This is a genomic window from Rhizobacter sp., from assembly GCF_032229685.1.
Classification (GTDB): Bacteria; Pseudomonadota; Gammaproteobacteria; order Burkholderiales; family Burkholderiaceae_C; genus LMDS01.
Genome location: NZ_JAVTWP010000018.1, coordinates 33,811 through 56,277, shown reverse-complemented (window position 1 = coordinate 56,277; position 22,467 = coordinate 33,811). Strand labels below are relative to the sequence as shown.

27 protein-coding genes are annotated in these 22,467 nt (G+C 66.5%); 20 read left to right on the top strand and 7 right to left on the bottom strand.

Annotated features, from left to right (window positions below; translation table 11 throughout):
- Positions 1 to 11: 11 nt before the first annotated feature.
- The 3 genes from AC30PD_RS08140 to AC30PD_RS08130 are packed head-to-tail and all read left to right on the top strand — an operon-like array spanning position 12 to position 3,511.
- A complete protein-coding gene (locus tag AC30PD_RS08140; RefSeq protein WP_489535145.1) occupies positions 12 to 2,060 on the top strand; it encodes a molybdopterin-containing oxidoreductase family protein in 2,049 nt (682 codons plus the stop codon).
- 14 nt (positions 2,061 to 2,074) lie between these two features.
- Entirely contained in the window at positions 2,075 to 3,136 is a 1,062-nt protein-coding gene (locus AC30PD_RS08135; protein WP_489535164.1) for an aminopeptidase, read from the top strand.
- 12 nt (positions 3,137 to 3,148) lie between these two features.
- Entirely contained in the window at positions 3,149 to 3,511 is a 363-nt protein-coding gene (locus AC30PD_RS08130) for a polyhydroxyalkanoic acid system family protein (RefSeq protein ID WP_489535144.1), read from the top strand.
- A gap of 23 nt (positions 3,512 to 3,534) precedes the next feature.
- Here the strand turns inward: AC30PD_RS08130 and AC30PD_RS08125 are convergent, their stop codons facing one another.
- Entirely contained in the window at positions 3,535 to 3,789 is a 255-nt protein-coding gene (locus tag AC30PD_RS08125; protein ID WP_489535143.1) for an acyl-CoA-binding protein, read from the bottom strand.
- 113 nt (positions 3,790 to 3,902) lie between these two features.
- On the opposite strand from AC30PD_RS08125, the gene AC30PD_RS08120 reads away from it, so the two are divergent.
- Entirely contained in the window at positions 3,903 to 5,333 is a 1,431-nt protein-coding gene (locus AC30PD_RS08120) for a wax ester/triacylglycerol synthase family O-acyltransferase (protein WP_489535142.1), read from the top strand.
- Positions 5,334 to 5,392: 59 nt separating this feature from the next.
- Positions 5,393 to 7,396, top strand: coding sequence for an alpha/beta hydrolase family protein (locus AC30PD_RS08115; protein ID WP_489535141.1), 2,004 nt, complete (start codon positions 5,393 to 5,395; stop codon positions 7,394 to 7,396).
- Positions 7,397 to 7,441: 45 nt separating this feature from the next.
- On the opposite strand, the gene AC30PD_RS08110 is transcribed toward AC30PD_RS08115, so the two are convergent.
- Positions 7,442 to 8,215, bottom strand: coding sequence for a hypothetical protein (locus tag AC30PD_RS08110; protein WP_489535140.1), 774 nt, complete (start codon positions 8,213 to 8,215; stop codon positions 7,442 to 7,444).
- A gap of 4 nt (positions 8,216 to 8,219) precedes the next feature.
- Positions 8,220 to 8,885, bottom strand: a complete 666-nt coding sequence (locus AC30PD_RS08105; RefSeq protein ID WP_489535139.1) for a TetR/AcrR family transcriptional regulator — start codon at positions 8,883 to 8,885, stop codon at positions 8,220 to 8,222.
- Between the two features lie 126 nt (positions 8,886 to 9,011).
- Here AC30PD_RS08105 and AC30PD_RS08100 point away from each other — a divergent pair, with 126 nt between their 5' ends.
- From AC30PD_RS08100 to AC30PD_RS08090, 3 genes are all read left to right on the top strand, one after another.
- Positions 9,012 to 9,944 (top strand): ABC transporter ATP-binding protein, encoded by a 933-nt coding sequence (locus tag AC30PD_RS08100; RefSeq protein WP_489535138.1) that lies wholly within the window; start codon positions 9,012 to 9,014, stop codon positions 9,942 to 9,944.
- Positions 9,941 to 10,717, top strand: coding sequence for an ABC transporter permease (locus AC30PD_RS08095; protein WP_489535137.1), 777 nt, complete (start codon positions 9,941 to 9,943; stop codon positions 10,715 to 10,717). The genes AC30PD_RS08100 and AC30PD_RS08095 overlap by 4 nt, the downstream gene beginning before the upstream one ends.
- A gap of 156 nt (positions 10,718 to 10,873) precedes the next feature.
- Entirely contained in the window at positions 10,874 to 11,113 is a 240-nt protein-coding gene (locus AC30PD_RS08090) for a hypothetical protein (RefSeq protein WP_489535136.1), read from the top strand.
- Positions 11,114 to 11,163: 50 nt separating this feature from the next.
- On the opposite strand, the gene AC30PD_RS08085 is transcribed toward AC30PD_RS08090, so the two are convergent.
- The gene (locus tag AC30PD_RS08085; RefSeq protein ID WP_489535163.1) at positions 11,164 to 11,577 is read right to left on the bottom strand and encodes a VOC family protein; all 414 of its coding nucleotides are present in this window, start codon (positions 11,575 to 11,577) and stop codon (positions 11,164 to 11,166) included.
- A 75-nt stretch (positions 11,578 to 11,652) separates the two neighbouring features.
- Between AC30PD_RS08085 and AC30PD_RS08080 the strand changes: the two genes are divergently transcribed.
- The 12 genes from AC30PD_RS08080 (at position 11,653) to AC30PD_RS08025 (ending at position 20,627) form a co-directional block, all read left to right on the top strand.
- The gene (locus AC30PD_RS08080) at positions 11,653 to 11,934 is read left to right on the top strand and encodes a BolA family protein (RefSeq protein WP_489535135.1); all 282 of its coding nucleotides are present in this window, start codon (positions 11,653 to 11,655) and stop codon (positions 11,932 to 11,934) included.
- 114 nt (positions 11,935 to 12,048) lie between these two features.
- Positions 12,049 to 13,314 carry a UDP-N-acetylglucosamine 1-carboxyvinyltransferase gene (gene murA / locus AC30PD_RS08075; RefSeq protein WP_489535134.1) on the top strand — a complete coding sequence of 422 codons (1,266 nt, stop codon included), beginning with the start codon at positions 12,049 to 12,051 and terminating at the stop codon, positions 13,312 to 13,314.
- Positions 13,311 to 13,955 carry an ATP phosphoribosyltransferase gene (hisG, locus tag AC30PD_RS08070; RefSeq protein WP_489535133.1) on the top strand — a complete coding sequence of 215 codons (645 nt, stop codon included), beginning with the start codon at positions 13,311 to 13,313 and terminating at the stop codon, positions 13,953 to 13,955. The genes murA and hisG overlap by 4 nt, the downstream gene beginning before the upstream one ends.
- The gene (gene hisD / locus AC30PD_RS08065; protein WP_489535132.1) at positions 13,952 to 15,271 is read left to right on the top strand and encodes a histidinol dehydrogenase; all 1,320 of its coding nucleotides are present in this window, start codon (positions 13,952 to 13,954) and stop codon (positions 15,269 to 15,271) included. The genes hisG and hisD overlap by 4 nt, the downstream gene beginning before the upstream one ends.
- Complete coding sequence (gene hisC / locus AC30PD_RS08060) at positions 15,268 to 16,353, top strand: histidinol-phosphate transaminase (RefSeq protein WP_489535131.1); 1,086 nt, start codon at positions 15,268 to 15,270, stop codon at positions 16,351 to 16,353. The genes hisD and hisC overlap by 4 nt, the downstream gene beginning before the upstream one ends.
- Positions 16,353 to 16,964, top strand: a complete 612-nt coding sequence (gene hisB, locus AC30PD_RS08055) for an imidazoleglycerol-phosphate dehydratase HisB (RefSeq protein WP_489535130.1) — start codon at positions 16,353 to 16,355, stop codon at positions 16,962 to 16,964. Before hisC ends, hisB begins: the two co-directional genes overlap by 1 nt.
- Position 16,965: 1 nt before the next feature.
- Entirely contained in the window at positions 16,966 to 17,613 is a 648-nt protein-coding gene (hisH, locus tag AC30PD_RS08050) for an imidazole glycerol phosphate synthase subunit HisH (RefSeq protein WP_489535129.1), read from the top strand.
- Between the two features lie 70 nt (positions 17,614 to 17,683).
- Positions 17,684 to 18,427, top strand: a complete 744-nt coding sequence (hisA, locus tag AC30PD_RS08045; protein ID WP_489535128.1) for a 1-(5-phosphoribosyl)-5-[(5-phosphoribosylamino)methylideneamino]imidazole-4-carboxamide isomerase — start codon at positions 17,684 to 17,686, stop codon at positions 18,425 to 18,427.
- A 30-nt stretch (positions 18,428 to 18,457) separates the two neighbouring features.
- Positions 18,458 to 19,219 (top strand): imidazole glycerol phosphate synthase subunit HisF, encoded by a 762-nt coding sequence (gene hisF, locus AC30PD_RS08040; protein WP_489535127.1) that lies wholly within the window; start codon positions 18,458 to 18,460, stop codon positions 19,217 to 19,219.
- The gene (gene rsmD, locus AC30PD_RS08035; RefSeq protein ID WP_489535126.1) at positions 19,216 to 19,791 is read left to right on the top strand and encodes a 16S rRNA (guanine(966)-N(2))-methyltransferase RsmD; all 576 of its coding nucleotides are present in this window, start codon (positions 19,216 to 19,218) and stop codon (positions 19,789 to 19,791) included. The genes hisF and rsmD overlap by 4 nt, the downstream gene beginning before the upstream one ends.
- Before the next feature lie 49 nt (positions 19,792 to 19,840).
- On the top strand, positions 19,841 to 20,344 hold the full coding sequence (gene coaD, locus AC30PD_RS08030; RefSeq protein ID WP_489535125.1) for a pantetheine-phosphate adenylyltransferase: 504 nt from the start codon (positions 19,841 to 19,843) through the stop codon (positions 20,342 to 20,344).
- Between the two features lie 7 nt (positions 20,345 to 20,351).
- Entirely contained in the window at positions 20,352 to 20,627 is a 276-nt protein-coding gene (locus tag AC30PD_RS08025; protein ID WP_489535124.1) for a YfhL family 4Fe-4S dicluster ferredoxin, read from the top strand.
- An 11-nt stretch (positions 20,628 to 20,638) separates the two neighbouring features.
- Here AC30PD_RS08025 and AC30PD_RS08020 read toward each other — a convergent pair whose 3' ends face one another.
- The 3 genes from AC30PD_RS08020 to AC30PD_RS08010 all read right to left on the bottom strand — a co-directional run bounded on the left by AC30PD_RS08020 (position 20,639) and on the right by AC30PD_RS08010 (position 22,429).
- Positions 20,639 to 21,034 carry a hypothetical protein gene (locus tag AC30PD_RS08020; RefSeq protein WP_489535123.1) on the bottom strand — a complete coding sequence of 132 codons (396 nt, stop codon included), beginning with the start codon at positions 21,032 to 21,034 and terminating at the stop codon, positions 20,639 to 20,641.
- On the bottom strand, positions 21,031 to 21,699 hold the full coding sequence (gene pth / locus AC30PD_RS08015; protein ID WP_489535122.1) for an aminoacyl-tRNA hydrolase: 669 nt from the start codon (positions 21,697 to 21,699) through the stop codon (positions 21,031 to 21,033). The genes AC30PD_RS08020 and pth overlap by 4 nt, the downstream gene beginning before the upstream one ends.
- An 85-nt stretch (positions 21,700 to 21,784) precedes the next feature.
- Positions 21,785 to 22,429 (bottom strand): 50S ribosomal protein L25/general stress protein Ctc, encoded by a 645-nt coding sequence (locus AC30PD_RS08010; RefSeq protein ID WP_489535121.1) that lies wholly within the window; start codon positions 22,427 to 22,429, stop codon positions 21,785 to 21,787.
- Positions 22,430 to 22,467 lie beyond the last annotated feature (38 nt).

The following is a 22,467-nucleotide window of genomic DNA, read 5'->3' as shown; positions in this document are numbered from 1 at the left end:
ATAGTTCACCCATGAGCACAGTCATCACCCGTGGCGCCTGCCCTCACGATTGCCCCGACACCTGCGCGCTGCGCGTCACCGTGCAAGACGGCCGCGCGATCAAGGTGCAGGGTGACCCCGACCACCCGCCCACGCACGGGGCCTTGTGCACCAAGGTCTCGCGTTACCCGGAGCGCACCTACCACCCCGAGCGCGTGTTGTTCCCGATGCGGCGTGTCGGCCCGAAAGGCCTGGGCCGCTTCGAGCGCGTGAGCTGGGACGACGCGCTCTCCGACATCTCGCAGCGCCTCGCCCACATCGCTGCGCGTGACCCCGAGGCCATCGTGCCCTACAGCTACGCCGGCACGATGGGCCTGGTTCAGAGCGAGAGCATGGCGGCGCGCTTTTTCAACCAACTCGGCGCCTCGCTGCTCGACCGCACGATCTGCTCCAGCGCCGGTGGCGAAGCCTTCGCTGCCACCTATGGCGGCAAGGTCGGCATGCATCTCGAGTTCTATGCCGAGAGCCAGCTGATCCTGATCTGGGGCAGCAACTCGATCGCGTCGAACCTGCACTTCTGGACCTTCGCGCAAGCCGCCAAGCGCAACGGCGCGAAGCTGATCTGCATCGACCCGCGCAAGACCGAAACCGCCGACAAGTGCCACCAGCACATCGCCGTGCTGCCCGGCACCGACGGCGCGCTCGCGCTCGGCCTGATGCACGAGCTGATCGCGCACGACTGGCTCGACCACGACTACATCGCGCAGCACACCGAAGGCTGGCCGGCCTTGCGCGAGCAAGCGCTGCAGTGGCCGCCCGAGCGCGTGGCCCAGGTCTGCGGCATCTCGGCCGACGAAGTGCGCGCCCTGGCGCGCGACTACGGCACCACGAAGCCGGCGGCGATCCGCCTCAACTACGGCATGCAGCGGGTGCGCGGGGGCGGCAACGCGGCCCGGCTGATCGCCATCCTGCCGTGTCTGGTGGGGGCGTGGCGGCACCGCGCAGGCGGTGTGCTGCTCTCGAGTTCGGGCTGGTACAAGGGCGTGCGCAACGACGCCGCGCTGCAGCGCCCCGACCTGCTCGCCGGGCGCCGGCCTCGCACGATCAACATGAGCACGATCGGCGACGACCTTCTGCGCGAAACCTCACCCGCCTTCGGCCCGAAAATCGAAGCGCTGGTGGTCTACAACAGCAACCCGGTGGCGGTGGCACCCGAATCGCCCAAGGTGGCGAGGGGTTTCGCGCGCGAAGACCTGTTCACGGTCGTGCTCGAACACTTCATGACCGACACCGCCGACCACGCCGACTACGTGCTGCCGGCCACCACGCAGCTCGAACACCTCGACGTGCACACGAGCTACGGCCACACCTATGTGATGTTCAACGAGGCGGCGGTGGCGCCGCTCGGCGAAGCCAAGGCCAACACGCAGATCTTTCGCGAGCTCGCGGCGCGCATGGGCTTCAGCGAACCGTGTTTTGCCGACAGCGACGAAGCGCTGGCACGCACGGCCTTCAACGACCAGCTCGACTTCGACGCGCTGCGTTCGCAAGGCTGGGCCAAGCTGCCCTTGCCCGACGCGCCGTTTGCGAACGGTGCATTTCCGAGCGCAAGCGGCAAGTGCCAGATCGACTCTCCCGCCTACGGCGTGCCCGACCACGTGCCGAACTACGAGTCGGCGGCGAGCGCGCCCGAACTCGCGCAACGTTTTCCGCTGGCGATGATCTCGCCGCCGGCGCGCAACTTCCTCAACTCCAGCTTTGTCAACGTGAAGAGCCTGCGAGACATCGAGGGCGAGCCGATCGTCGAGATCGAAGCCGGCGACGCAAGCGCGCGTGGCATCACCAGTGGCCAGATGGTGCGGGTCTTCAACGACCGTGGCAGCTATCTCTGCATGGCGGTCGTCAGCCCACGCGCGCGGCGTGGCGTGGTCAACGGCCTCGGGGTGTGGTGGCGCAAGCTCGGCAGCGATGGCACCAACGTCAACGAACTCACGCACCAGCGGCTGACCGACATCGGCCGCGCGCCGAGCTTTTACGACTGCCTGGTCGAGGTGGGCCACGCCAGCGCACCGGCGCCGTGAGCCGCTGGCTGCTGATGGCGAGCCTGGGGCTGGTGGGGGTGGTGGTGCTGGCTGCGGCCAGCGTGTGTTTCACGTCGGGCTGCAGCACGGTCGGCTACTACGCGCAGTCGGTCGGCGGGCACCTGGCATTGCTGCGTGCGGCCAAACCCGTGCCCGAGTGGCTCGGCGACGAAGCCACACCACCCGCGTTGAAAGAGCGCCTGGCCTTGAGCCAGCGCATCCGCGATTTCGCGGTCAGCGAACTCAAGGAACCCGACAACGCGAGCTACCGCCGTTATGCCGACCTGAAGCGCGGCGCGGCGGTGTGGAACGTGGTGGCGGCGCCCGAACTCAGCCTGAAGCTCACGACCTGGTGTTTCCCGGTGGTCGGCTGTGTCGGCTACCGCGGGTACTTCGAGCGGGCCGAGGCCGATGCGTTTGCGCAAGCCTTGCGTGCGCAAGGCCTGGAAGCCAGCGTCTACGGCGTGCCCGCGTATTCCACGCTCGGTTCGCTGCCCGGCGACTGGTTAGCCGACCCGCTGCTCAACACCTTCATCCAGTACCCCGAAGGCGAACTCGCGCGCCTGATCTTCCACGAGCTGGCGCACCAGGTGGCCTACGCCAAGGGCGACACCTTGTTCAACGAATCGTTCGCCACCGCCGTCGAACGCCTGGGCGGCACACGCTGGCTGGCCGAGCACGGCAGCGAGAAGGCGCGCGACGACTACCGGCTCTTCGACACGAGGCGCCAGGACTTCCGGGCGTTGACGATGGGCTACCGCCAGCGCTTCGAGGCGGTCTACAACGGGGCCGACAGCGACGCCGCGAAGCGTGCCGCCAAGGCGGCGCTGATGGCGCAGCTGCGCTCCGACTACGAGGCGATGAAGGCCGAACGCTGGGGCGGGTATTCAGGGTATGACGGCTGGTTCGCGCGCGCCAACAATGCGTCGTTCGGCGTGCTCGCCGCGTACAACCAGCTGGTGCCGAACTTCGAGCGCCTGTTCGAGCGCGAGGGGCGCGACTTCAGCGCCTTCTATGCCGAAGTGAAAAGAATCTCTGCGCTGCCGCTGGCCGAGCGGCGCGCTGCCTTGCCCTGAGGAGCAACACACATGGCCGACATCAAGATCCACCGCGAGCACACGCTTGGCCTGGCCAAGGCGCGCAAGGTCGCGCTGCAGTGGGCCGAAGACGTGGAGAAGAATTTCGAGATGGAATGCACCATTCTCGAAGGCGAGACCAGCGACACGGTCGAGTTCACCCGTTCCGGCGTGAAGGGCGAGCTCATCGTGGCGGCCGACCATTTCCAGCTCGACGCCAAGCTCGGTTTCCTGCTCGGCGCTTTCAGCAAGACGATCGAAGGCGAGATCGAGAAGAACCTCGACGCCTTGTTGGCCAAGAGTGGCGCATCAGGCAAGGCCAGCGCCAAAGCAGCGCCGGCCAAAAAGGCGGCGGGCAAGGCGGCGAAGAAGTAGCTTCGCCGACCCGCCCGATCAGGTCATTTCAGCGATTCGATCAGGTCGATGTATTCCTGCATCGCTTCGGCGCTGCTCTTGCCCTTGGCGAGGCTCCAGGCGTCCCACTTGGCGCGGCCCACCATGTCGGTGAAGCCGGGGCGTTTGCCGTCCACGTCGCCGCTGCTCGCCTGCTTGTAGAGCGCGTAGATCTTCAACAGCGTCATGTTGTCGGGTTTTTCCGGCAGGCTCTTCGAGTCGGCCACCGCTTGCTCGAATTGTTTCTTCAGATCGGCCATGGGGTGAATCTCCTGATCGGCACGCATGCCGTGGGTGAAAATGTGCATTGACGGCGTCGATGTTACCCAGCATCTTGGGGACACACAGAACAGACCCCGCAAGGAGAAACCCGATGCCTGAAACCTCGCAGCGCATGTCGCGCGTCGACACCGCGTGGCTGCGCATGGACAACGACGTGAACCTGATGATGATCGTCGGCGTCTGGCTGCTGCAACCCGGCATCACCCATGCGGCGCTGTGCGAGCGCGTCGAAGACAAGCTGCTCAAGTACGACCGCTTCCGCCAGAAGGTGGTGCAAGACCCGATGGGCGCCACCTGGGTGCACGACGACGGCTTCGACATCAACCGCCACGTGCTGCACGAGAAGAAGCTCAAGCGCGAGCGGGGCCAGAGCGAGCGCGAGGCGCTGCAGGCCCACGTGGGCGAGCTCGCGAACACCGCGCTCGACCCCGACCACCCGCTGTGGCAGTTTCACCTGATCGACGATTACGAAGGCGGCAGCGCGCTGGTGGCCCGGGTGCACCACTGCATCGGCGACGGCATCGCGCTCATCTCGGTGATGCTCTCGATCACCGACGGTGGCATGGACCCACCCAAGCGCAAGAAGCGCGAAGCCCCCGAGAGCGAAGGCGACTGGCTCGCCGACGCCGTGGTGAAGCCGCTGACCGACCTGGCCACCAAGGCCATCGGCATGTACGGCGGTGGTGTCGCCAAGTCGATGGAGATGCTCTCGAACCCGCAGCAAGGGCTGGCCGGTTCGTTCGACATGGCCCGCACCGGTGCCAAGGTGATGGGCGACGTGGCCGCCATGGCCATGATGCCCGACGACTCGCCCACGCTGCTCAAGGGCAAGCCACTGGGCCAGAAGATCGTGGCCTGGGGCGAGCCGCTGCCGCTGGCGCAGGTGAAGGCGATCGGCAAGGCGCTCAACTGCTCGATCAACGACGTGCTGCTGGCCTGCGTGGCCGGCGCCATCGGCGCCTACCTGAACGAGCAGGGCGACGACCCGGCCGGCAAGGAGATCCGCGCGATGGTGCCGGTGAACCTGCGCCCGCTCGAAAAAGCCTGGCAACTCGGCAACCGCTTCGGCCTGGCGCCGCTCACGCTGCCGATCGGCATCGACAACCCGATCGAGCGGGTGTACGCCGTGCGCACCCGCATGAACCAGCTGAAAGACAGCTACCAGCCGCTGCTGGCGTTCGCGGTGCTGTCGGTCGCCGGCCTGCTGATCAAGCCGGTGCAGGACGGACTGCTCGGGCTCTTCGCGAAGAAAGCCACCGCCGTGATGACCAACGTGCCCGGCCCGGCCGTGCCGCTCAAGCTGTGCGGCTCCACGCTGCGCCAGACCATGTTCTGGGTGCCGGCTTCGGGTGACATCGGCGTGGGCGTGAGCATCCTCTCGTACGGCGGCGGCGTGCAGTTCGGGCTGATCACCGACAAGAAGCTGTGCCCGCACCCGCAGCAGATCATCGACCGCTTCGAGCCCGAGTTCGAAAAGCTGCTGTTGGTCACGATGATGCTGCCCTGGGCCGAGGCCGCCTGAGCGCGAACGCGCTGGCGGCACCAGAATCGGTGCACAAACGTTTCACGATGGAGTTCTTGATGAGCAGTACGGTTTTTCGCGGCCCGTCGCGGTCGTTCGCAGCCCTGGCCCTGGCCGTGCTGCTGTCGGGCACTGCGGTGGCTGCGGACGCGCCGATTCCGACCGCCGACTTCGCCCGGATCGGCAACTTCAGCGCCCCGGCGATGTCGCCCGACGGCAAATACCTTGTCGTCACGCAGCGCACCCCGAAAGAGCCGCGCGACGAATACGCGACCGTCGTCTACGAGCTGGCCGGCATGAAAGTCGTGAGTGCCGTTCGTGCCGGCACGGTCGGCGACATTCCGTGGCGCCACACCTGGGTTTCAAACACCCGCTTCGTCACGGCGCTCGCGCGTGAGTTCGGTAGCGTGGGCGAGCCCTGGGTGACCGGCGAGTTCGTCGCGGCAAACGTCGACGGCCGGGGCAGTGCCTACCTGTACGGCTACCGCCGCATGACCAGCCGCACCACGGGCTCGTTCGGCACGCTGGCCGACGACGAAGGCCACGGTTGGTTGGCGCAGGTGCCACGTTCCGGCGAGTCCCACGTGCTGATCGGCGAGAACCCCTGGGCGCGGGACGCCACCTCAGCGCGCACCAGTCGTTTGTACGACATCGACACCGTGACGACCGGGCGCCGCACGGTCACTGAGATCAACCAGCCGGGCTTCCGTTTTGTGGTGCAGGCCGACGGCAAGCCGCGCTTCGCCTACGGCGCCGACGACGACGCGGAACTCGCAGTGTTCAAGTACAACGACGACAAGCGCGAGTGGGTGCCTTTCACGAACGCCGAAAAAGGCGACCTGCGACCGGTTTCGATCAGCCTGGACGGCACGAAACTCCTGAGCACCCTGTCGGTGCAACGAGGCCCGCGCGCGCTGGTCAGCGAGGGGCTCGACGGCAGCGAGCGCCGCACACTCGTCGCGCATCCGGTCGGTGACATCGACCGGTTCGAGTCGGGCCTGCGCTATCAGGGGCCTTTCGCCGCCGGCAGCATGGTCGGCGTGCCCAAACTGAGCTACATCGTCGAGCCGAGCCGAAGCGATGCCGCGTTGCACAAGACACTCAGCGCGCAGTTCCCGGGCCAGTACGTCGAATTTGCCAGCGTTTCGCTCGACGGCACCCGCACGCTGTTCACCGTCAAGGGCGACCGCGATCCGGGTGCGGTGTATGTGTTTGACGCCCCCAGCGGCAAGGCGGCACTGCTGTACGAGAACCAGCCATGGATCAAGCCGGAACGCATGGCCGAGCAGCGGCCCGTCAACTTCAAGGCACGCGACGGCATGCAGTTGCACGGCTACCTTACGCTGCCGCCCAACCGTGGCGACGGCAAGCTGCCGCTGGTGCTGCTGCCGCACGGCGGCCCGCACAACGTTGCCGATGAATGGTTCTTCGACAAAGACGCACAATTTCTCGCCAGCCGCGGTTATGCGGTGTTGCAGCTGAACTTCCGCGGCTCGGGCGGGCGAGGGCCGGCGTTCGAGACCGCTGGCTACAGGCAATGGGGTGGTCGCATGATCGACGACCTGGTCGACGGCGTGCGCTGGATCACTGCGCAGGGTACTGTCGACGAGAAGCGCATCTGCAGCTTCGGCATCAGCTTCGGTGCGTATGCCGCGATGATGACGGCGGTGCGCGCGCCCGAACTGGTGAAGTGCGCTGTCGGTTACGCCGGCGTCTACGACCTGCCGATGATTTTCGACGAACCCGAGGTCAAGCGGCGCGGCAAGGCCTATCAGTACTACCTCAAGGTGCTGGGCCAGGACACGGCCGAACTGAACGCCTACTCGCCCACACGCCTGGCCGACAAGCTCACCGCCCCGGTGCTGCTCGTGCACGGCGGCGCCGACGAGGTGACGCCACCGGCCCAGGCCGATGCCATGCGCGCCGCGCTCACCAAGGCCGGCCGCCCGCCCGAGTGGTTCTACGTTTCCGGCGAAGGCCACGGCTTCTACGCCGAGAAGAACCGGCAGGCGTTCTACGAGAAGCTCGAGGCGTTTCTGGCCAAGCACATCGGCAAGCCCTGAGCCGGGCCAGCGTTGCCCCGCAGCCCGCGGGGCGCGCCGCTTGGCTCAGTCTTCGAGCTCGGCCTTCGCCATCTCGACGTCGAGCCGCTCCATCGCGTCTTTCGGGTCGCAGGCGGCGGCGTCGGCGTAGAGCTTCTCGGCCTCTTTCATCTTCTTGTCGCCTTCGAGCATGACCAGCCCGTTGGCGTATTCGACCATCGCGATCGCCGACGTGGGGTTCAGCTTCAGCGCCGCCTTGTACATCGCGAGGCCCGTGTCCTTGCTCGCGCCCTGCGTGCGGCCGAGCAAGGAGCCGACCTTGTCGATCACCTCGGCGTGAAAGGCGCCGAGCGCGATGTGCGCGTCGGCGTGTTTGGGCGCGAGTTTGATGGCGGTCTCGAGCGCGCTCTTGACCTTGCCGCCCAAGCCCTGCGCCAGCGCCTTGGTGATGCTGATGCCCTGGCTGTAGCGGCCCAGCGCGTAGGCCATGAAGTAGTAGGCGTTGGCGTTCTTCGGCTCGGCGGCGACCTGCGCTTCGGCGCGCTCGGCCACTTCCATGAAGAGCGCGAGCTTGGTCTTCTCGCTCTTTTCAAGGTAGTTGGCGTAGATGGCCTGGGCCTTGTTGGCGACGGTGATGCCGGCACCGCCGGCCTTCAACCCGGCCTCGGCCGCTTTCTGGAATTCACCGACATGGAACAGCGCCCAGGCGGCCAGCACCTTGGCATCGGTCGGCAGCGGTTCGGCGTCGCCGGCGTGCAGGCGGGCCCAGCTCTTTTTCAGCGCCGCGGTGTCGTAAGCGTAGTCGGCAGCGTCGTGCGGGAAGGCGGTCCATTTGGCCATGTTTTCAGTCTCCTTTGTGGTAGTTGCCGACGAGCGCGTGCAGGTGCTCGCGTTCTTCGGCTTGCAGGTAAGGCAGCAGCAGGCTCAGCACGTGGAAGGCGCCGCGCATCAGCGCGGCGCTGGCGCTTTCGGGCTCGAGCGCACGGCGCGGGTCGCGCACGTATTCATAGCTCAGCCAGTAGGTGAGCACCACCACCATGGCGGTGGCCACGGGCTCCACGTCGCGCAGCTCGATCTTCATGGTGTTGCCTCGCGAGAGGCCGTCGAGCACCGACTGCACCGCCTTGCCCTTGTTCTTCAGCACGAACTGGAAGTGCGTTTCCAGACGGCGGTTCTTCGACAGCAGATCGTTCAGGTCGCGGTACAAGAAGCGGTACTGCCAGATCAGCTCGAACAGCATGTGAAAGAAGAGCCACGCGTCTTCGACGTTGTTCACGCCGTCTGCCGCGCGCAGCAGCTCGGTGAGTGAGCGTTCGTAGCGATCAAACAGGCTGTTGATGAGCTCGTCTTTGGCCGGGTAGTGGTAGTACAGGTTGCCCGGGCTGATGCCGAGCTCGGCCGAGATCAGCGTGGTCGACACGTTCGGTTCGCCGAAGCGGTTGAACAGCTCCAGCGTCACTTCCAGAATGCGCTCGGCGGTGCGGCGCGGCTTCTTGGGGGTGGTGGCCATCGGTAGGTGAGGGTGGCGGGCGGTGTCTCGGTGGGCAATCTAGCATCAACCGCAGGTGCGCCCCATCGGCATCCGCCCGCAGCGCGCCAGCACGAAAGGGGCGCGCTGCCTACAATCGCGGCCCACATGCCAGCCATTTCATTCCAGAACGTCACCAAGACGTACACCAGCAAGGGCGGCAGCGCCCGCGGCGCGACCCGGGCCCTCGACGATGTGAGCTTCGACATCGAACCCGGCGAATTCTTCGGCCTGCTGGGGCCGAACGGTGCCGGCAAGACCACCCTCATCAGCATCCTCGCCGGCCTGGCCAGCGCCAGCAGCGGGCGCGTGAGCGTGCTGGGCCACGACGTGGTGAGCGGCTACGCACAAGCGCGCCGCAGCTTGGGCATCGTGCCGCAAGAGCTGGTGTTCGACCCCTTCTTCAGCGTGCGCGAAGCCTTGCGAATCCAGAGCGGCTACTTCGGCGTCTACAAGAATGACGCCTGGATCGACGAACTGCTCGCCAACCTGGGCCTGGCCGACAAGGCCGACGCCAACATGCGGCAACTCAGCGGCGGCATGAAACGCCGCGTGCTGGTGGCGCAGGCGCTGGTGCACCGGCCGCCGGTGATCGTGCTCGACGAGCCGACCGCCGGTGTCGACGTGGAGCTGCGCCAGACGCTGTGGCAGTTCGTCGCGCGGCTCAACAAGGAAGGCCACACGGTCTTGCTGACCACGCACTACCTCGAAGAAGCCGAAGCCCTGTGCGGGCGCATCGCGATGCTCAAGCAGGGCAGGGTGGTGGCGCTCGACCGCACCTCGGCGCTGCTGGCCGGCACCGCCAGCACGATGCTGCGCTTCAAGATGGACGCAGCGCTCCCGCCGCAACTTGCCGCGCAGTCGCGCGTGACCGGGCGCATCGTGCAGATCACCGCGCACGACGCGCACGAGGTCGAGACCATTCTCGGTGTGCTGCGCAACGCCGGCTGCCAGCCCGAAGACCTGGAGATCGGCCGCGCCGACCTGGAAGACGTGTTCCTCGAGATCATGAACGCCGCGCCGGCGGGGGTGGCCGCATGAGCGCCGGCCACAACGTGTTGTCGGGCGCGCGCACGCTGCTCTACAAAGAAGTGCTGCGCTTCTGGAAGGTCGCGTTCCAGACCGTGGCCGCGCCGGTGCTCACCGCCATCCTGTACCTGCTGATCTTCGGCCACGTGCTCGAAGACCACGTGAAGGTGTACGGCGCGGTCGGCTACACCAGCTTCCTGATCCCGGGGCTCGTGATGATGAGCGTGCTGCAGAACGCATTCGCGAACAGCAGCTCGTCGCTGATCCAGAGCAAGATCACCGGCAACCTCGTGTTCCTGCTGGTAGCGCCGCTCTCGCACTGGGCCTGGTTCGTGGCCTACGTGGGCGCGTCGATCGTGCGTGGCGTGGTGGTGGGCGCGGGCGTGATGATCGTGACGGTGTGGTTCGCGCCGCTCTCGCTCGCCAACCCGCTGTGGGTCATCGTCTTCGCCGTGCTCGGCGCCACGATGATGGGCGCTCTTGGTTTGGTCGCGGGTTTGTGGGCCGAAAAGTTCGACCAGATCGCCGCGTTCCAGAACTTCATCATCATGCCGATGACCTTCCTCTCCGGCGTGTTCTATTCGGTCGGATCACTGCCGCCGTTCTGGAAAGGCGTGAGCCACCTGAACCCGTTCTTCTACATGATCGACGGCTTTCGCCACGGGTTCTTCGGGGTGAGCGATGTGTCGCCGTGGACCGGCTTGGCGGTGGTGGGTGTGGCGACGCTGGTGGTCTGCGGGGTGTGCCTGCACCTGCTGCGGATCGGGTACAAGATTCGGCATTGAGTCTTGCGGTGGTGGCGGGCCAAGCCGGAAGCGGGATGGCCGGCTCCGTTCCGCCAATTCCTAGTCACTGCGCCGGCCACCCCGCTCCCGGCTTGGCTGGGGCGGGCGGGAGGTCGCTGTTGCACCCAAACTTAAATGAGCGGTAGGACCTAAGCAATGACCGACACCGTCGCCTCGTCTTGGGAAGAATTCTCGCCACGGCTTCAAATGCTCGAAGACGAGCGCGAACGGCTGCGCATTGGATCGGGCATGCACGTGTCGAGCGTTCTGTTTCGTGGACAAGCAGACGCGAACTGGGATCTCACGACCACGCTGCTGAGATCCTGTCCAACTGCGTTGCGCACCGTCGACCGCCACCACCCCAGCAGGGCATGGGGCCGCCGACGCAGTGACTAGGAATTGGCGGAACGGAGTCGGCGGCCCCATGTCCTGCTGCGTGCGCCACCTCAGGCTTCGTACACCGTCTCGAGCGACCGAAACCCCTTCACCTCCATCGGGTTCCCGAACGGGTCGACAAAGAACATCGTCCACTGCTCCCCCGGTTGCCCTTCGAAGCGCAGCGTCGGCTCAATGACGAACTGCAGCCCGCGCGACGCCAAACGAGACGCCAGTGCCTGCCAGTCGGCCAACTCCAGAATCACCCCGAAGTGCGGCATCGGCACCAGGTGCTCGCCGACCACGCCGGTGCGCGAAGTCGCAAACGGCTCCCCCAGATGCAGCGAAATCTGGTGCCCGAAGAAGTCGTAGTCGACCCAGGTCGGCGCGCTTCGGCCTTCCTGGCAACCGAGCGTTTCGCCATAGAAGCGGCGCGCCTCGTCGAGGTCACGCACGTTGAACGCCAGATGAAAGATGCTGCGCACGGCCAGGCCCGTTTGGGTGAACACGCGAACATCGTAGCCGGCGGGCCCGTGGCGTACCGCTAAAATGCGGCCACCATGTCCGAGCCCACCCCCGCCGAAGTCCAGCGTTTCATTGCGCAAGGGCTCGCCTGCGACCACCTCGAGGTGGAAGGTGACGGCAGGCATTTCTTCGCCACCATCGTCTCGGCCGAGTTCGAAGGCACGAGCCGCGTGAAGCGCCACCAGCGGGTCTACGCGGCGCTGGGCGATAGAATGCGCGAGCAAATCCACGCCCTGTCGATGAAGACGCTGACCCCCGCCGAGTGGGCCCAAACCGCTGCCGAGCCCGGCTCGGCGGCCGCGCACCACCACCACTGAAACCAGCCGCAGGCCTTGCTGCGGCTGTCGGCTTCGTGCTGGCCCCGCGGCCACCCGAGAGCTGAACGGTCGTTGCGAGAACCCTGGGGCGCTGTACGAACACGCTGCATCCCTATGGACAAACTCCTGATTCGTGGTGGCCGCCGGCTCGAAGGCGAGGTCACGATCTCCGGCGCCAAGAACGCTGCGCTGCCCGAGTTGTGCGCTGCGCTGCTCACGGCCGAGCCGGTCACCTTGACCAACGTGCCGCGCCTGCAAGACGTGAACACCATGCTCAAGCTGCTGCGCAACATGGGCGTGGCGGCCGAGACCAGCGAAGCCGAGCCTGAAACGGTGGCGCTCGACGCGAGCCGCGTCACGTCGCCCGAAGCGCCTTACGAACTCGTGAAGACGATGCGTGCGTCGATCCTGGCGCTCGGGCCGCTGCTCGCGCGCTTCGGTGAAGCCACGGTGTCGTTGCCCGGGGGCTGCGCCATCGGCTCGCGGCCCGTTGACCAGCACATCAAGGGCCTGCAGGCGATGGGTGCGCAGATCACGGTCGAGCACGGCTACATCCTCGCCAAGGCGGCGCGGCTCAAGGGCGCGCGCATCACGACCGACATGGTCACCGTGACCGGCACCGAGAACCTGCTGATGGCCGCCACGCTCGCCGAAGGCGAAACGGTGCTCGAGAACGCGGCGCAAGAACCCGAGATCGGCGACCTGGCAGAGATGCTGATCGGCATGGGCGCGAAGATCGAAGGCCACGGCACGAGCCGCATCCGCATCGAAGGGGTGGATCGCCTGCGCGGCGTGTCACACCGCATCGTGCCCGACCGCATCGAGACCGGCACCTTCCTGTGCGCCGTGGCGGCGACGGGCGGTGACGTGATCCTGCGGCGCGCCAATGCGAGCCACCTCGAAACCGTGATCGACAAGCTGCGCGAAGCCGGCATCACCGTCGAAGCCGATGTGGCCGCGGGCTGGATCCGCGTGAAGAACCAGCATCGCGCCCGCGCGGTGAGCTTTCGCACCAGCGAGTACCCGGCCTTCCCGACCGACATGCAGGCGCAGTTCATGGCGCTCGACTGCATCGCCTCGGGCACGGCGGTCATCACCGAAACGATCTTCGAAAACCGTTTCATGCACGTCAACGAACTGGTGCGCCTGGGCGCGAAGATCGAGATCGACGGGCACACGGCGGTCGTGCATGGCGTCGACAAGTTGTCGGGCGCGACCGTGATGGCGACCGACCTGCGTGCGTCGGCGAGCCTGGTGATCGCCGGCCTCGTGGCCGACGGGCAGACGGTGGTCGACCGCATCTACCACCTCGACCGTGGCTACGACCGCATGGAAAGCAAACTGCGCGGCATCGGCGCCGACATCGAAAGATCGAAGTGATTACCTTCGCCTTGCCGAAAGGCCGCATCTTCGACGAGATCGTGCCGCTGCTGAGCGCGGCCGGCATCGAGGTGTCTGAAGACCCGGAGAAGACACGCAAGCTGATCGTCGGCACGAGCCGGCCCGACGTGCGGTTGGTGCTGGTGCGTGCTTCCGACGTGCCGACCTACGTGCAGTACGGCGGCGCCGACATCGGCGTGGTCGGCAAGGACACGCTGCTCGAACACGGCGGCACCGGCCTCTACCAACCACTTGATCTGCAGATCGCCAAGTGCCGCATGAGCGTGGCGGTGCGGGCCGACTTCGACTATGCCGGCGCGGTGAAGCAAGGTTCGCGCATCCGCGTGGCGACCAAGTTCACGCAGATCGCGCGCGATCACTTCGCGAACAAGGGGGTGCACGTCGACCTGATCAAGTTGTACGGCTCGATGGAGCTGGCGCCGCTGACCGGGCTGGCCGATGCGATTGTCGACCTGGTGTCGAGTGGCAACACGCTGCGTGCAAACCACTTGGTCGAGGTGGAAGAGATCATGAAGATCTCGTCGAGGTTGATCGTGAACCAGGCGGCGCTCAAGCTCAAGCGCGAAGCGATTCGCGGCATCGTCGATGCGTTCGAGGTGGCGGTGGGGGCGCGGGCATGAGCGTCAAGGTTCGTCAACTGATCACCACCTCGGCCGACTTCGAGGTCGAGTTTCAACGGGTATTGCACTGGTCGGCAGAGACCGACAACGCAATCGAAGAGCGTGTCGCGGCCATCTTGGCCGACGTGAAAAACCGTGGTGATGCAGCCGTGCTCGAATACACGCAGCGTTTCGACGGCGTGGCTGCCGAGCGCGTCGCTTCGCTCGAGATCGGGCGCGAAGCATTGCAGGCCGCGCTTCAGGCCGTGACGCCGACGCAGCGCGGCGCGCTCGAAGCTGCGGCGCAGCGTGTGCGCAGCTACCACGAGCGCCAGCTCGAAGCCTGCGGCCGCTCGTGGAGTTACCGCGACGAAGACGGGACGCTGCTCGGCCAGAAGGTCACGCCACTCGACCGCGTGGGCATCTACGTGCCGGGTGGCAAGGCTGCTTACCCGTCGAGCGTGTTGATGAACGCGCTGCCGGCCAAGGTGGCCGGTGTGGGCGAGATCGTGATGGTCGTGCCCACGCCGAAAGGCGAGCGCAATGCGATGGTGCTCGCGGCCGCGGCGATTGCCGGGGTCGACCGCGTGTTCACGATCGGCGGCGCGCAGGCGGTGGGCGCGCTCGCGTTCGGCACCCAGACCATTCCGGCGGTGCACAAGATCACCGGCCCCGGCAACGCCTACGTGGCCAGCGCCAAGCGGCGCGTGTTCGGCCACGTCGGCATCGACATGATCGCGGGCCCGAGCGAGATCCTCGTGCTCGCCGACGGCACGACACCGCCCGACTGGGTGGCGATGGACTTGTTCAGCCAGGCCGAACACGACGAGATGGCGCAGAGCATTCTTCTGTGCCCCGACGCGGCCTACGTCGCGGCGGTGCAAGAAGCGATCGACCGCCTGCTGCCCGGCATGCCGCGCGCTGCGGTGATCCGCGCATCGCTCGAAGGGCGGGGTGCGTTGATCCACACGCGCAGCATGGAAGAGGCCTGCGAGATCAGCAACCGCATCGCGCCAGAGCACCTCGAAGTGAGTTCGCGCGAGCCGCAGCGCTGGGAACCGCTGCTGCGCCATGCCGGCGCGATCTTCCTCGGCGCCTTCACCAGCGAAAGCCTGGGCGACTACTGCGCGGGGCCGAACCATGTGTTGCCCACGGCCGGCACGGCGCGCTTTTCTTCGCCGCTGGGCGTCTACGACTTTCAGAAGCGCAGCAGCCTGATCGAAGTGAGCGAAGCCGGCGCGCACAAGCTCGGGCCGATCGCGGCCGAACTGGCCTATGGCGAAGGGCTGCAGGCGCACGCACGCGCGGCCGAAATGCGGATGGAGAAATCCCGATGATCACGCTGCAGGAACGGCTGAAGAAGCTGGTGCGCCAGGACATCCAGTCGATGCATGCCTATGCGATCCAGGACAGCACCGGCCTGGTCAAGCTCGACGCGATGGAGAACCCGTTCCGCCTGAGCGAGGCTTTGCAGAAGGAACTTGGCGAGCGCCTGGGCCGCGTCGCGATCAACCGCTACCCGGTGGTCTGCGTGGCCGACGTGATCGCCGCGCTCTCCAAGTACGTGAAGCTGCCTGCGGGCTGCAAGCTGATGCTCGGCAACGGCTCGGACGAACTGATCTCGTTGCTGGCCCTGGCCTGCGACGTACCGGGTGCCACGATCCTCGCGCCGCTGCCCGGCTTCGTGATGTACGAGATGTCGGCGAAGTTGCAGGGGCTGAAGTTCGTGGGCGTGCCGACCACCGCCGACTTCGAACTCGACGGCGACGCGATGCTCGCGGCCATCGCCCAGCACCGCCCGGCCATCACCTACATCGCGCACCCGAACAACCCGACGGCGAACCTGTTCGATGCGGGCGTGATCTCCGCAATAGTGTCTGCCGTGGGCGAGCAGGGCGGGCTGGTGGTCTTCGACGAGGCCTACCAGCCGTTCTCCAGCAGCACGTGGATGGACCGCGTGGCGCAGCACGACCATGTGCTCGTGATGCGCACGCTCAGCAAGTTCGGCCTGGCCGGCGTGCGGCTGGGCTACATGGTCGGCGCGGCGGCGTTGATCGACGAGATCGACAAGGTGCGCCCGCCCTACAACATCAGTGCGCTGAACGCCGAAGCGACGCTGTTCGCGCTGGAGCACGCCGACGAGTTCGCGAAGCAGGCGGCCGTGCTGCGCAGCGAGCGCGCGCGCCTGCAATCTGCGTTGCAGGCCATTCCGGGCGTGAAGGCATTTCCCAGCGAAGCCAACATGATCCTCGTGCGCGTGCCCGACTCGAAGCGCTGCTTCGAAGGCATGAAGGCACGCGGCGTGCTTGTGAAGAACATCGCCGGCCTGCACCCGCTGCTGGCCCACTGCGTGCGGCTCACCGTCGGCACGCCGGAAGAAAACACCTTGATGATCGACGCGCTGAAAGCGAGCCTGTGATGACGATGCCCGAGCCGAATTTGCAACGTCGAGCCGAGGTGGTTCGCAACACCAACGAGACGCAGATCCGCGTCGCGCTGAACCTCGACGGCACCGGCGCCGCCAAGTTCTCGACCGGCATCGGCTTCTTCGACCACATGCTCGACCAGATCGCGCGCCACGGCCTGATCGACCTCGACATCGACGCCAAGGGCGACCTGCACATCGACGGCCACCACACGGTCGAAGACGTGGGCATCACCTTGGGCCAGGCGATGGCCAAGGCGGTCGGCGACAAGAAGGGCCTGCGCCGCTACGGCCATGCCTACGTGCCGCTCGACGAAGCGCTGTCGCGCGTCGTCATCGACTTCTCGGGCCGGCCCGGCCTGCACATGCGCGTCGACTTCAAGAGCGGCATGATCGGTGCGCTCGACTCGCAACTGGTCTACGAGTTCTTCCAGGGCTTCAGCAACCACGCCGGCGTGACGCTGCACATCGACAACCTGCAAGGCGACAACGCGCACCACCAGTGCGAGACGATCTTCAAGGCCTTCGCGCGGGCGCTGCGCATGGCGCTCGAGATCGACCCGCGCGCGGCCGGCGTCATTCCGTCGACCAAAGGCAGCCTCTGACATGAGCAAGACCGTTGCCGTTGTCGACTACGGCATGGGCAACCTGCGCTCGGTGTCGCAGGCGGTGATGCACGTGGCCCAAGGCTCGGGCGTGGACGTGATCGTCACCTCCAAGCCCGAAGTGGTGTTCGCCGCCGATCGTGTGGTGCTGCCCGGCCAGGGCGCCATGCCCGACTGCATGCGCGAGCTGCGCGAGTCGGGCCTGCAAGACGCCGTGTTGCATGCCGCGGCCCACAAGCCCTTGATGGGCGTGTGCGTGGGCATGCAGATGCTGCTGTCGCGCAGCGACGAAGGGCCGACCGACGGGCTGGGGCTGTTTGCCGGCGACGTGATCCGCTTCGAGCTCGAAGGGCGGCTTCAGCCCGACGGCAGCCGCTACAAGGTGCCGCAGATGGGCTGGAACCGCGTCTTGCAGACCCGGCCGCACGCGGTGTGGGCGGGCGTGCCCGACGGCGCCTATTTCTACTTCGTGCACAGCTACCACGCCCGCCCGTCGGACCCGCGCCACAGCGCCGGTGAAACCGAGTACGGAAGCCGCTTTACCTCGGCGCTGGCGCGCGATAACATTTTCGCCACCCAGTTCCACCCCGAGAAAAGCGCCGAGCACGGCCTGGCGCTGTATCGCAATTTCCTTCACTGGAACCCGTGACCAGACGCTGTCAGCCTGATCCCTTTCGCGATTTCTCCGGCGCCCCCACTTCACCACCCGCCCTTCGGCCATGCTGCTCATTCCTGCGATCGACCTGAAAGACGGTCACTGCGTCCGCCTGCAACAGGGCGACATGAAGCTCTCGACCACCTTCGGCGAAGACCCGGCGCAGATGGCCCGGCGCTGGGTCGACGCCGGCGCTCGCCGCCTGCACCTGGTCGACCTCAACGGCGCCTTTGCCGGCAAGCCCGTGAACGAAGGCGCGATCAAGGCGATCCTGGCCGAAGTGGGCGACGAGATCCCGGTGCAACTGGGCGGTGGCATCCGCGACCTCGACACGATCGAGCGTTACCTCGACGACGGCCTCTCGTTCATCATCATCGGCACCGCCGCGGTCAAGAACCCGGGCTTCCTGCGTGATGCCTGCACCGCGTTCGGCGGCCACATCATCGTGGGCCTCGACGCGAAAGACGGCAAGGTCGCCACCGACGGCTGGAGCAAGCTCACCGGCCACGAGGTGGTCGACCTGGCGAAGAAGTTCCAGGACTACGGCGTCGAAGGCGTGATCTACACCGACATCGGGCGCGACGGCATGCTCAGCGGCATCAACATCGAAGCGACCGTGAAGCTGGCGCAGGCGCTGACGATCCCGGTGATCGCGTCCGGCGGCCTGTCGAACATCGCCGACATCGAGCGGCTTTGCGCCGTCGAAGACCAGGGCGTCAGCGGCGTGATCTGCGGGCGCGCGATCTACAGCGGCGATCTCGACTTCGCCGCCGCGCAGACACGCGCCGACGAGATCGGCGCGGCCTGATGCGCAAAGGTCCGAAGGGCAAGCACTGAGATGCTTGCAAAACGCATCATCCCGTGCCTGGACGTGACCGGCGGGCGGGTCGTCAAGGGCGTGAACTTCGTCGAGCTGCGGGATGCTGGCGACCCGGTCGAGATCGCGGCGCGCTACAACGAGCAGGGCGCCGACGAACTGACCTTCCTCGACATCACCGCCACCAGCGACGGCCGCGACCTGATCCTGCACATCATCGAGGCGGTGGCCTCGCAGGTGTTCATTCCGCTCACGGTGGGCGGCGGCGTGCGTTCGGTGGCCGACGTGCGCCGGCTGCTCAATGCCGGCGCCGACAAGGTCAGCTTCAATTCGGCGGCGGTGGCCAACCCGCAGGTCATTCACGAAGCCTCGCAGAAGTACGGCGCGCAGTGCATCGTCGTCGCCATCGACGCGAAAGCGCGTGCCGACGGCTCGGGCTGGGACGTCTACACGCACGGCGGGCGCAAGAACACCGGGCTCGACGCGGTCGACTGGGCGCGCGAGATGACGAAGCAGGGCGCCGGCGAGATCCTGCTCACCAGCATGGACCGCGACGGCACGAAGAGCGGCTTCGACCTGAAGCTCACCCGCGCGGTGAGCGATGCGGTCAGCGTGCCGGTGATCGCTTCGGGGGGTGTCGGCGCGCTCGAACACCTGTCCGAGGGCATCCGCATCGGCGGCGCCGACGCGGTGCTGGCCGCCAGCATCTTCCACTACGGCGAGTTCAGCGTCGGCCAGGCCAAGGCGCTGCTGGCGCGAGACGGCATTCCGGTTCGTTCATGACGGCGCCGCCAAGGCGCAGCGAGGTCCGCCTGATCGGCGGGCAGTGGAAACGCAGCAAGTTGCCGGTGGCCGACGCCCCGGGCTTGCGCCCCACGCCCGACCGGGTGCGCGAAACGCTCTTCAACTGGCTGGGGCAAGACCTGAGCGGCTGGCGTTGCCTCGATGCTTTTGCCGGCGCCGGGGCGCTCGGCTTCGAAGCGGCCTCGCGGGGCGCCGACCTGGTGGTGCTGCTGGAACGCGACCGGCGCCTCGCGGCCAGCCTGGGCGAATCGAAGCTGCGCCTGAAGGCCGATCAGCTTCGCATCGAGAACACCGACGCGATGAGCTGGATGGCGCGATGCCCGCCGGCTTCGTTCGAGCTGGTGTTTCTCGACCCGCCGTTCGATGCCGCGTTGGCTGAGCCGGCGCTGGCCCTGGCATCGCGCGTGGTCGTGGCGCAGGGATTTGTCTATGTCGAGGCGGGGGCACCGCTGCAGCCCGAGGCCGTGGTGGCGCTCGGTTTCAGATTGCACCGCCAGTCTCGTGCCGGCGCGGTGCACTTTCACCTGCTGCAGCGTCTGGGGCCTGCATGAGCGTGGCCCGGCTTACACTGCGGCCGAATTCAACCGTCTGGAGCGCACCTTGACCTCTGTGACCAAACTCACCGCTGTCTACCCTGGTACGTTCGACCCGATGACCCTCGGGCACGAAGACCTGATGCGCCGTGCCAGCCGCCTGTTCGAACGCTTGATCGTCGCGGTGGCGGCCGGCCATCACAAGCGCACGATGTTCACGATCGCCGAGCGGCTCGACATCGCCACCGAGCTGGCCGCCAAGTACCCGAACATCGAGGTGATGGCCTTTCGCGGCCTGTTGCGTGACTTCGTGGTCGGCAACGGCGGCAAGGTCGTGGTGCGCGGGCTGCGCGCGGTCAGCGACTTCGAATACGAGTTCCAGATGGCCGGCATGAACCGCCAGCTGATGCCCGAGGTGGAAACCATGTTCCTCACCCCGGGCGACCGCTACCAGTTCGTATCGGGCACCTTCGTGCGCGAAATTGCCACCTTGGGCGGTGATGTTTCGAAGTTCGTGTCACCCTCGGTGCTCGACCGGCTGAGTCAGCGGGTGAGGGCCACCGAGGCTTGAGACTGTCATGGCACTTCTGATCACGGATGAATGCATCAATTGCGATGTGTGCGAGCCCGAGTGCCCGAACCAGGCGATCTCGATGGGCGTCGAGATCTATGAGATCGACCACGCCAAATGCACCGAGTGCGTGGGCCACTTCGACGAGCCGCAGTGTGTGCAGGTCTGCCCGGTCGATTGCATTCCGGTGAACCCGGCTCACGTGGAGAGCAAGGAGTCTCTCTGGGCCAAGTACCGCCGGTTGCAGCAAGCGGCCAACGCGGGCGAGGTGAGCGGGGCCTGAGCTTCAGCGGCCTATGTGCGTGCGCGCTTCTTCTTGTCGCTCGCCACGGTTACCACGAAGTCCTTGTGTGCGGCCAGTTTCGTTGATCCGCGCTTCTTCTTCGCGAGGCCGTGGTCGGCCGCGGTCACCGCCTTCGGCGCACTGAGGCTTCCCGCCAGCGCCGGCCTCAAGGCCGCTTCTTCTGCGAGCCGATCGCGCCGCATCTCGCTCGCAAGCCGGCGTTCACTGGCTGCCACCCGTGCCCCCTCGGCGCGCTGCTCGGCGCTGCGCGAATCGGCCGCGTCGACCAGCCTGCCCTGGGCGCACGGGGTGGGCGAATACGCGTTGCCGCAGCGGTAGACCGCCTCGGCCTGCGCCGAGCCCATGGCAGCACAGAACATCAGCACGACAACGGCGGCGGTTTTCATGTCGACTCCTCGGGTGGGGTGTGGGTGACGGCAGGCAGCTCGGTGGCCGCGTCGGCCGGGGCCGGTCTCGGCGGCTTCGGTGGCTTGGGCCTGGGTGGTTGGGCGTGGACCTTCATCAGCGCCTTGTCCATGTCGCCGGCGAGCATCAGGTCGAGCGCACCGAGCGACTGCTTGATGCTCTTGTCGATCGCTTCGCGCTGCTCGGCGGGCGGCTTGCGCAGCACGTAGTCGACCACCTCGGCTTTCACGCCCGGGTGGCCGATGCCCAGGCGCAGCCGCCAGTAATCAGGGCTGCCGAGCTGGGCGTTGATGTCTTTCAGGCCGTTGTGCCCCCCGTGGCCACCGCCGATCTTCATCTTGGCGTTGCCGGGCTGCACGTCGAGTTCGTCGTGCGCGACCAGGATCTCGTTGGGCGCGATCTTGAAGAAGCGCGCGAGCGCAGCGACCGACTTGCCCGAGAGGTTCATGAAGGTCATCGGCTCGAGCAGCCAGATCGGGCCGTCGGGCCGGTTCACGCGCGCCACCAGGCCGAAGTAGCTGCGCTCCGGCACCAGGTGGGCGCCGAGCTGGCGTGCCACGTCGTCGATGAACCAGAACCCGGCGTTGTGGCGGGTGGCTTCGTATTCGGGGCCGGGGTTCCCCAGGCCGACAAGGAGTCGAATCATGGCTTGAATTATCGAGTCGAGCCGGGCACAAAAAAGCCCCACCGAGGTGGGGCTTCGCTTCACCCTTGCGGGTGCACCCGAGGGTTTACTTCTTGTTCTGCTTCTCGGTCTTCTTGGCCTTGGTCTTCTCGGCAGGGGCGGCGACGACCACCGGAGCGGCGGCTTCTTCTTCAGCGGCCTGAGCCGACACCGACACGATCACCGGGTTCGGCTTGCCCTGGGTCATGACCTTGATGCCGTCGGCGAGCTTGATGTCGTTGACGTGCAGGGTCTGGCCCTTGGCCAGGTTGCCCAGGTCGATGGTCAGGAACTCGGGCAGTTGCGAAGCCAGGCAGGAGATGCGCAGCTCGGTGACCACGTGGTTCACGACGCAGCTGTCGGTCTTGACGGCCGGCGAGTTTTCTTCGTTGATGAAGTGCAGCGGCACCTTCTTCACGATCTTGGTGGTGGCATCGACACGCTGGAAGTCGATGTGCAGCACGATCGGGCGGAACGGGTGCATCTGGTAGTCACGCAGCAGCACCTGTTCGGTCTTGCCGGCCAGGTCCATTTCGAGAATGGACGAGTGGAAGGCTTCCTTCTTCAGGGCGAAGAACAGGGCGTTGTGATCGAGTTCGATCATGGCCGGCGTGCCCGCGCCATAAACGATGCCCGGGACCTTTTGCGCATTGCGCAGGCGGCGGCTCGCTCCGGTCCCCTGCAACGTGCGCTCGAAAGCGGTGAATTTCATGAATGACTCCAAGGTGGTGAAGGCCCGCGACCAGGTCC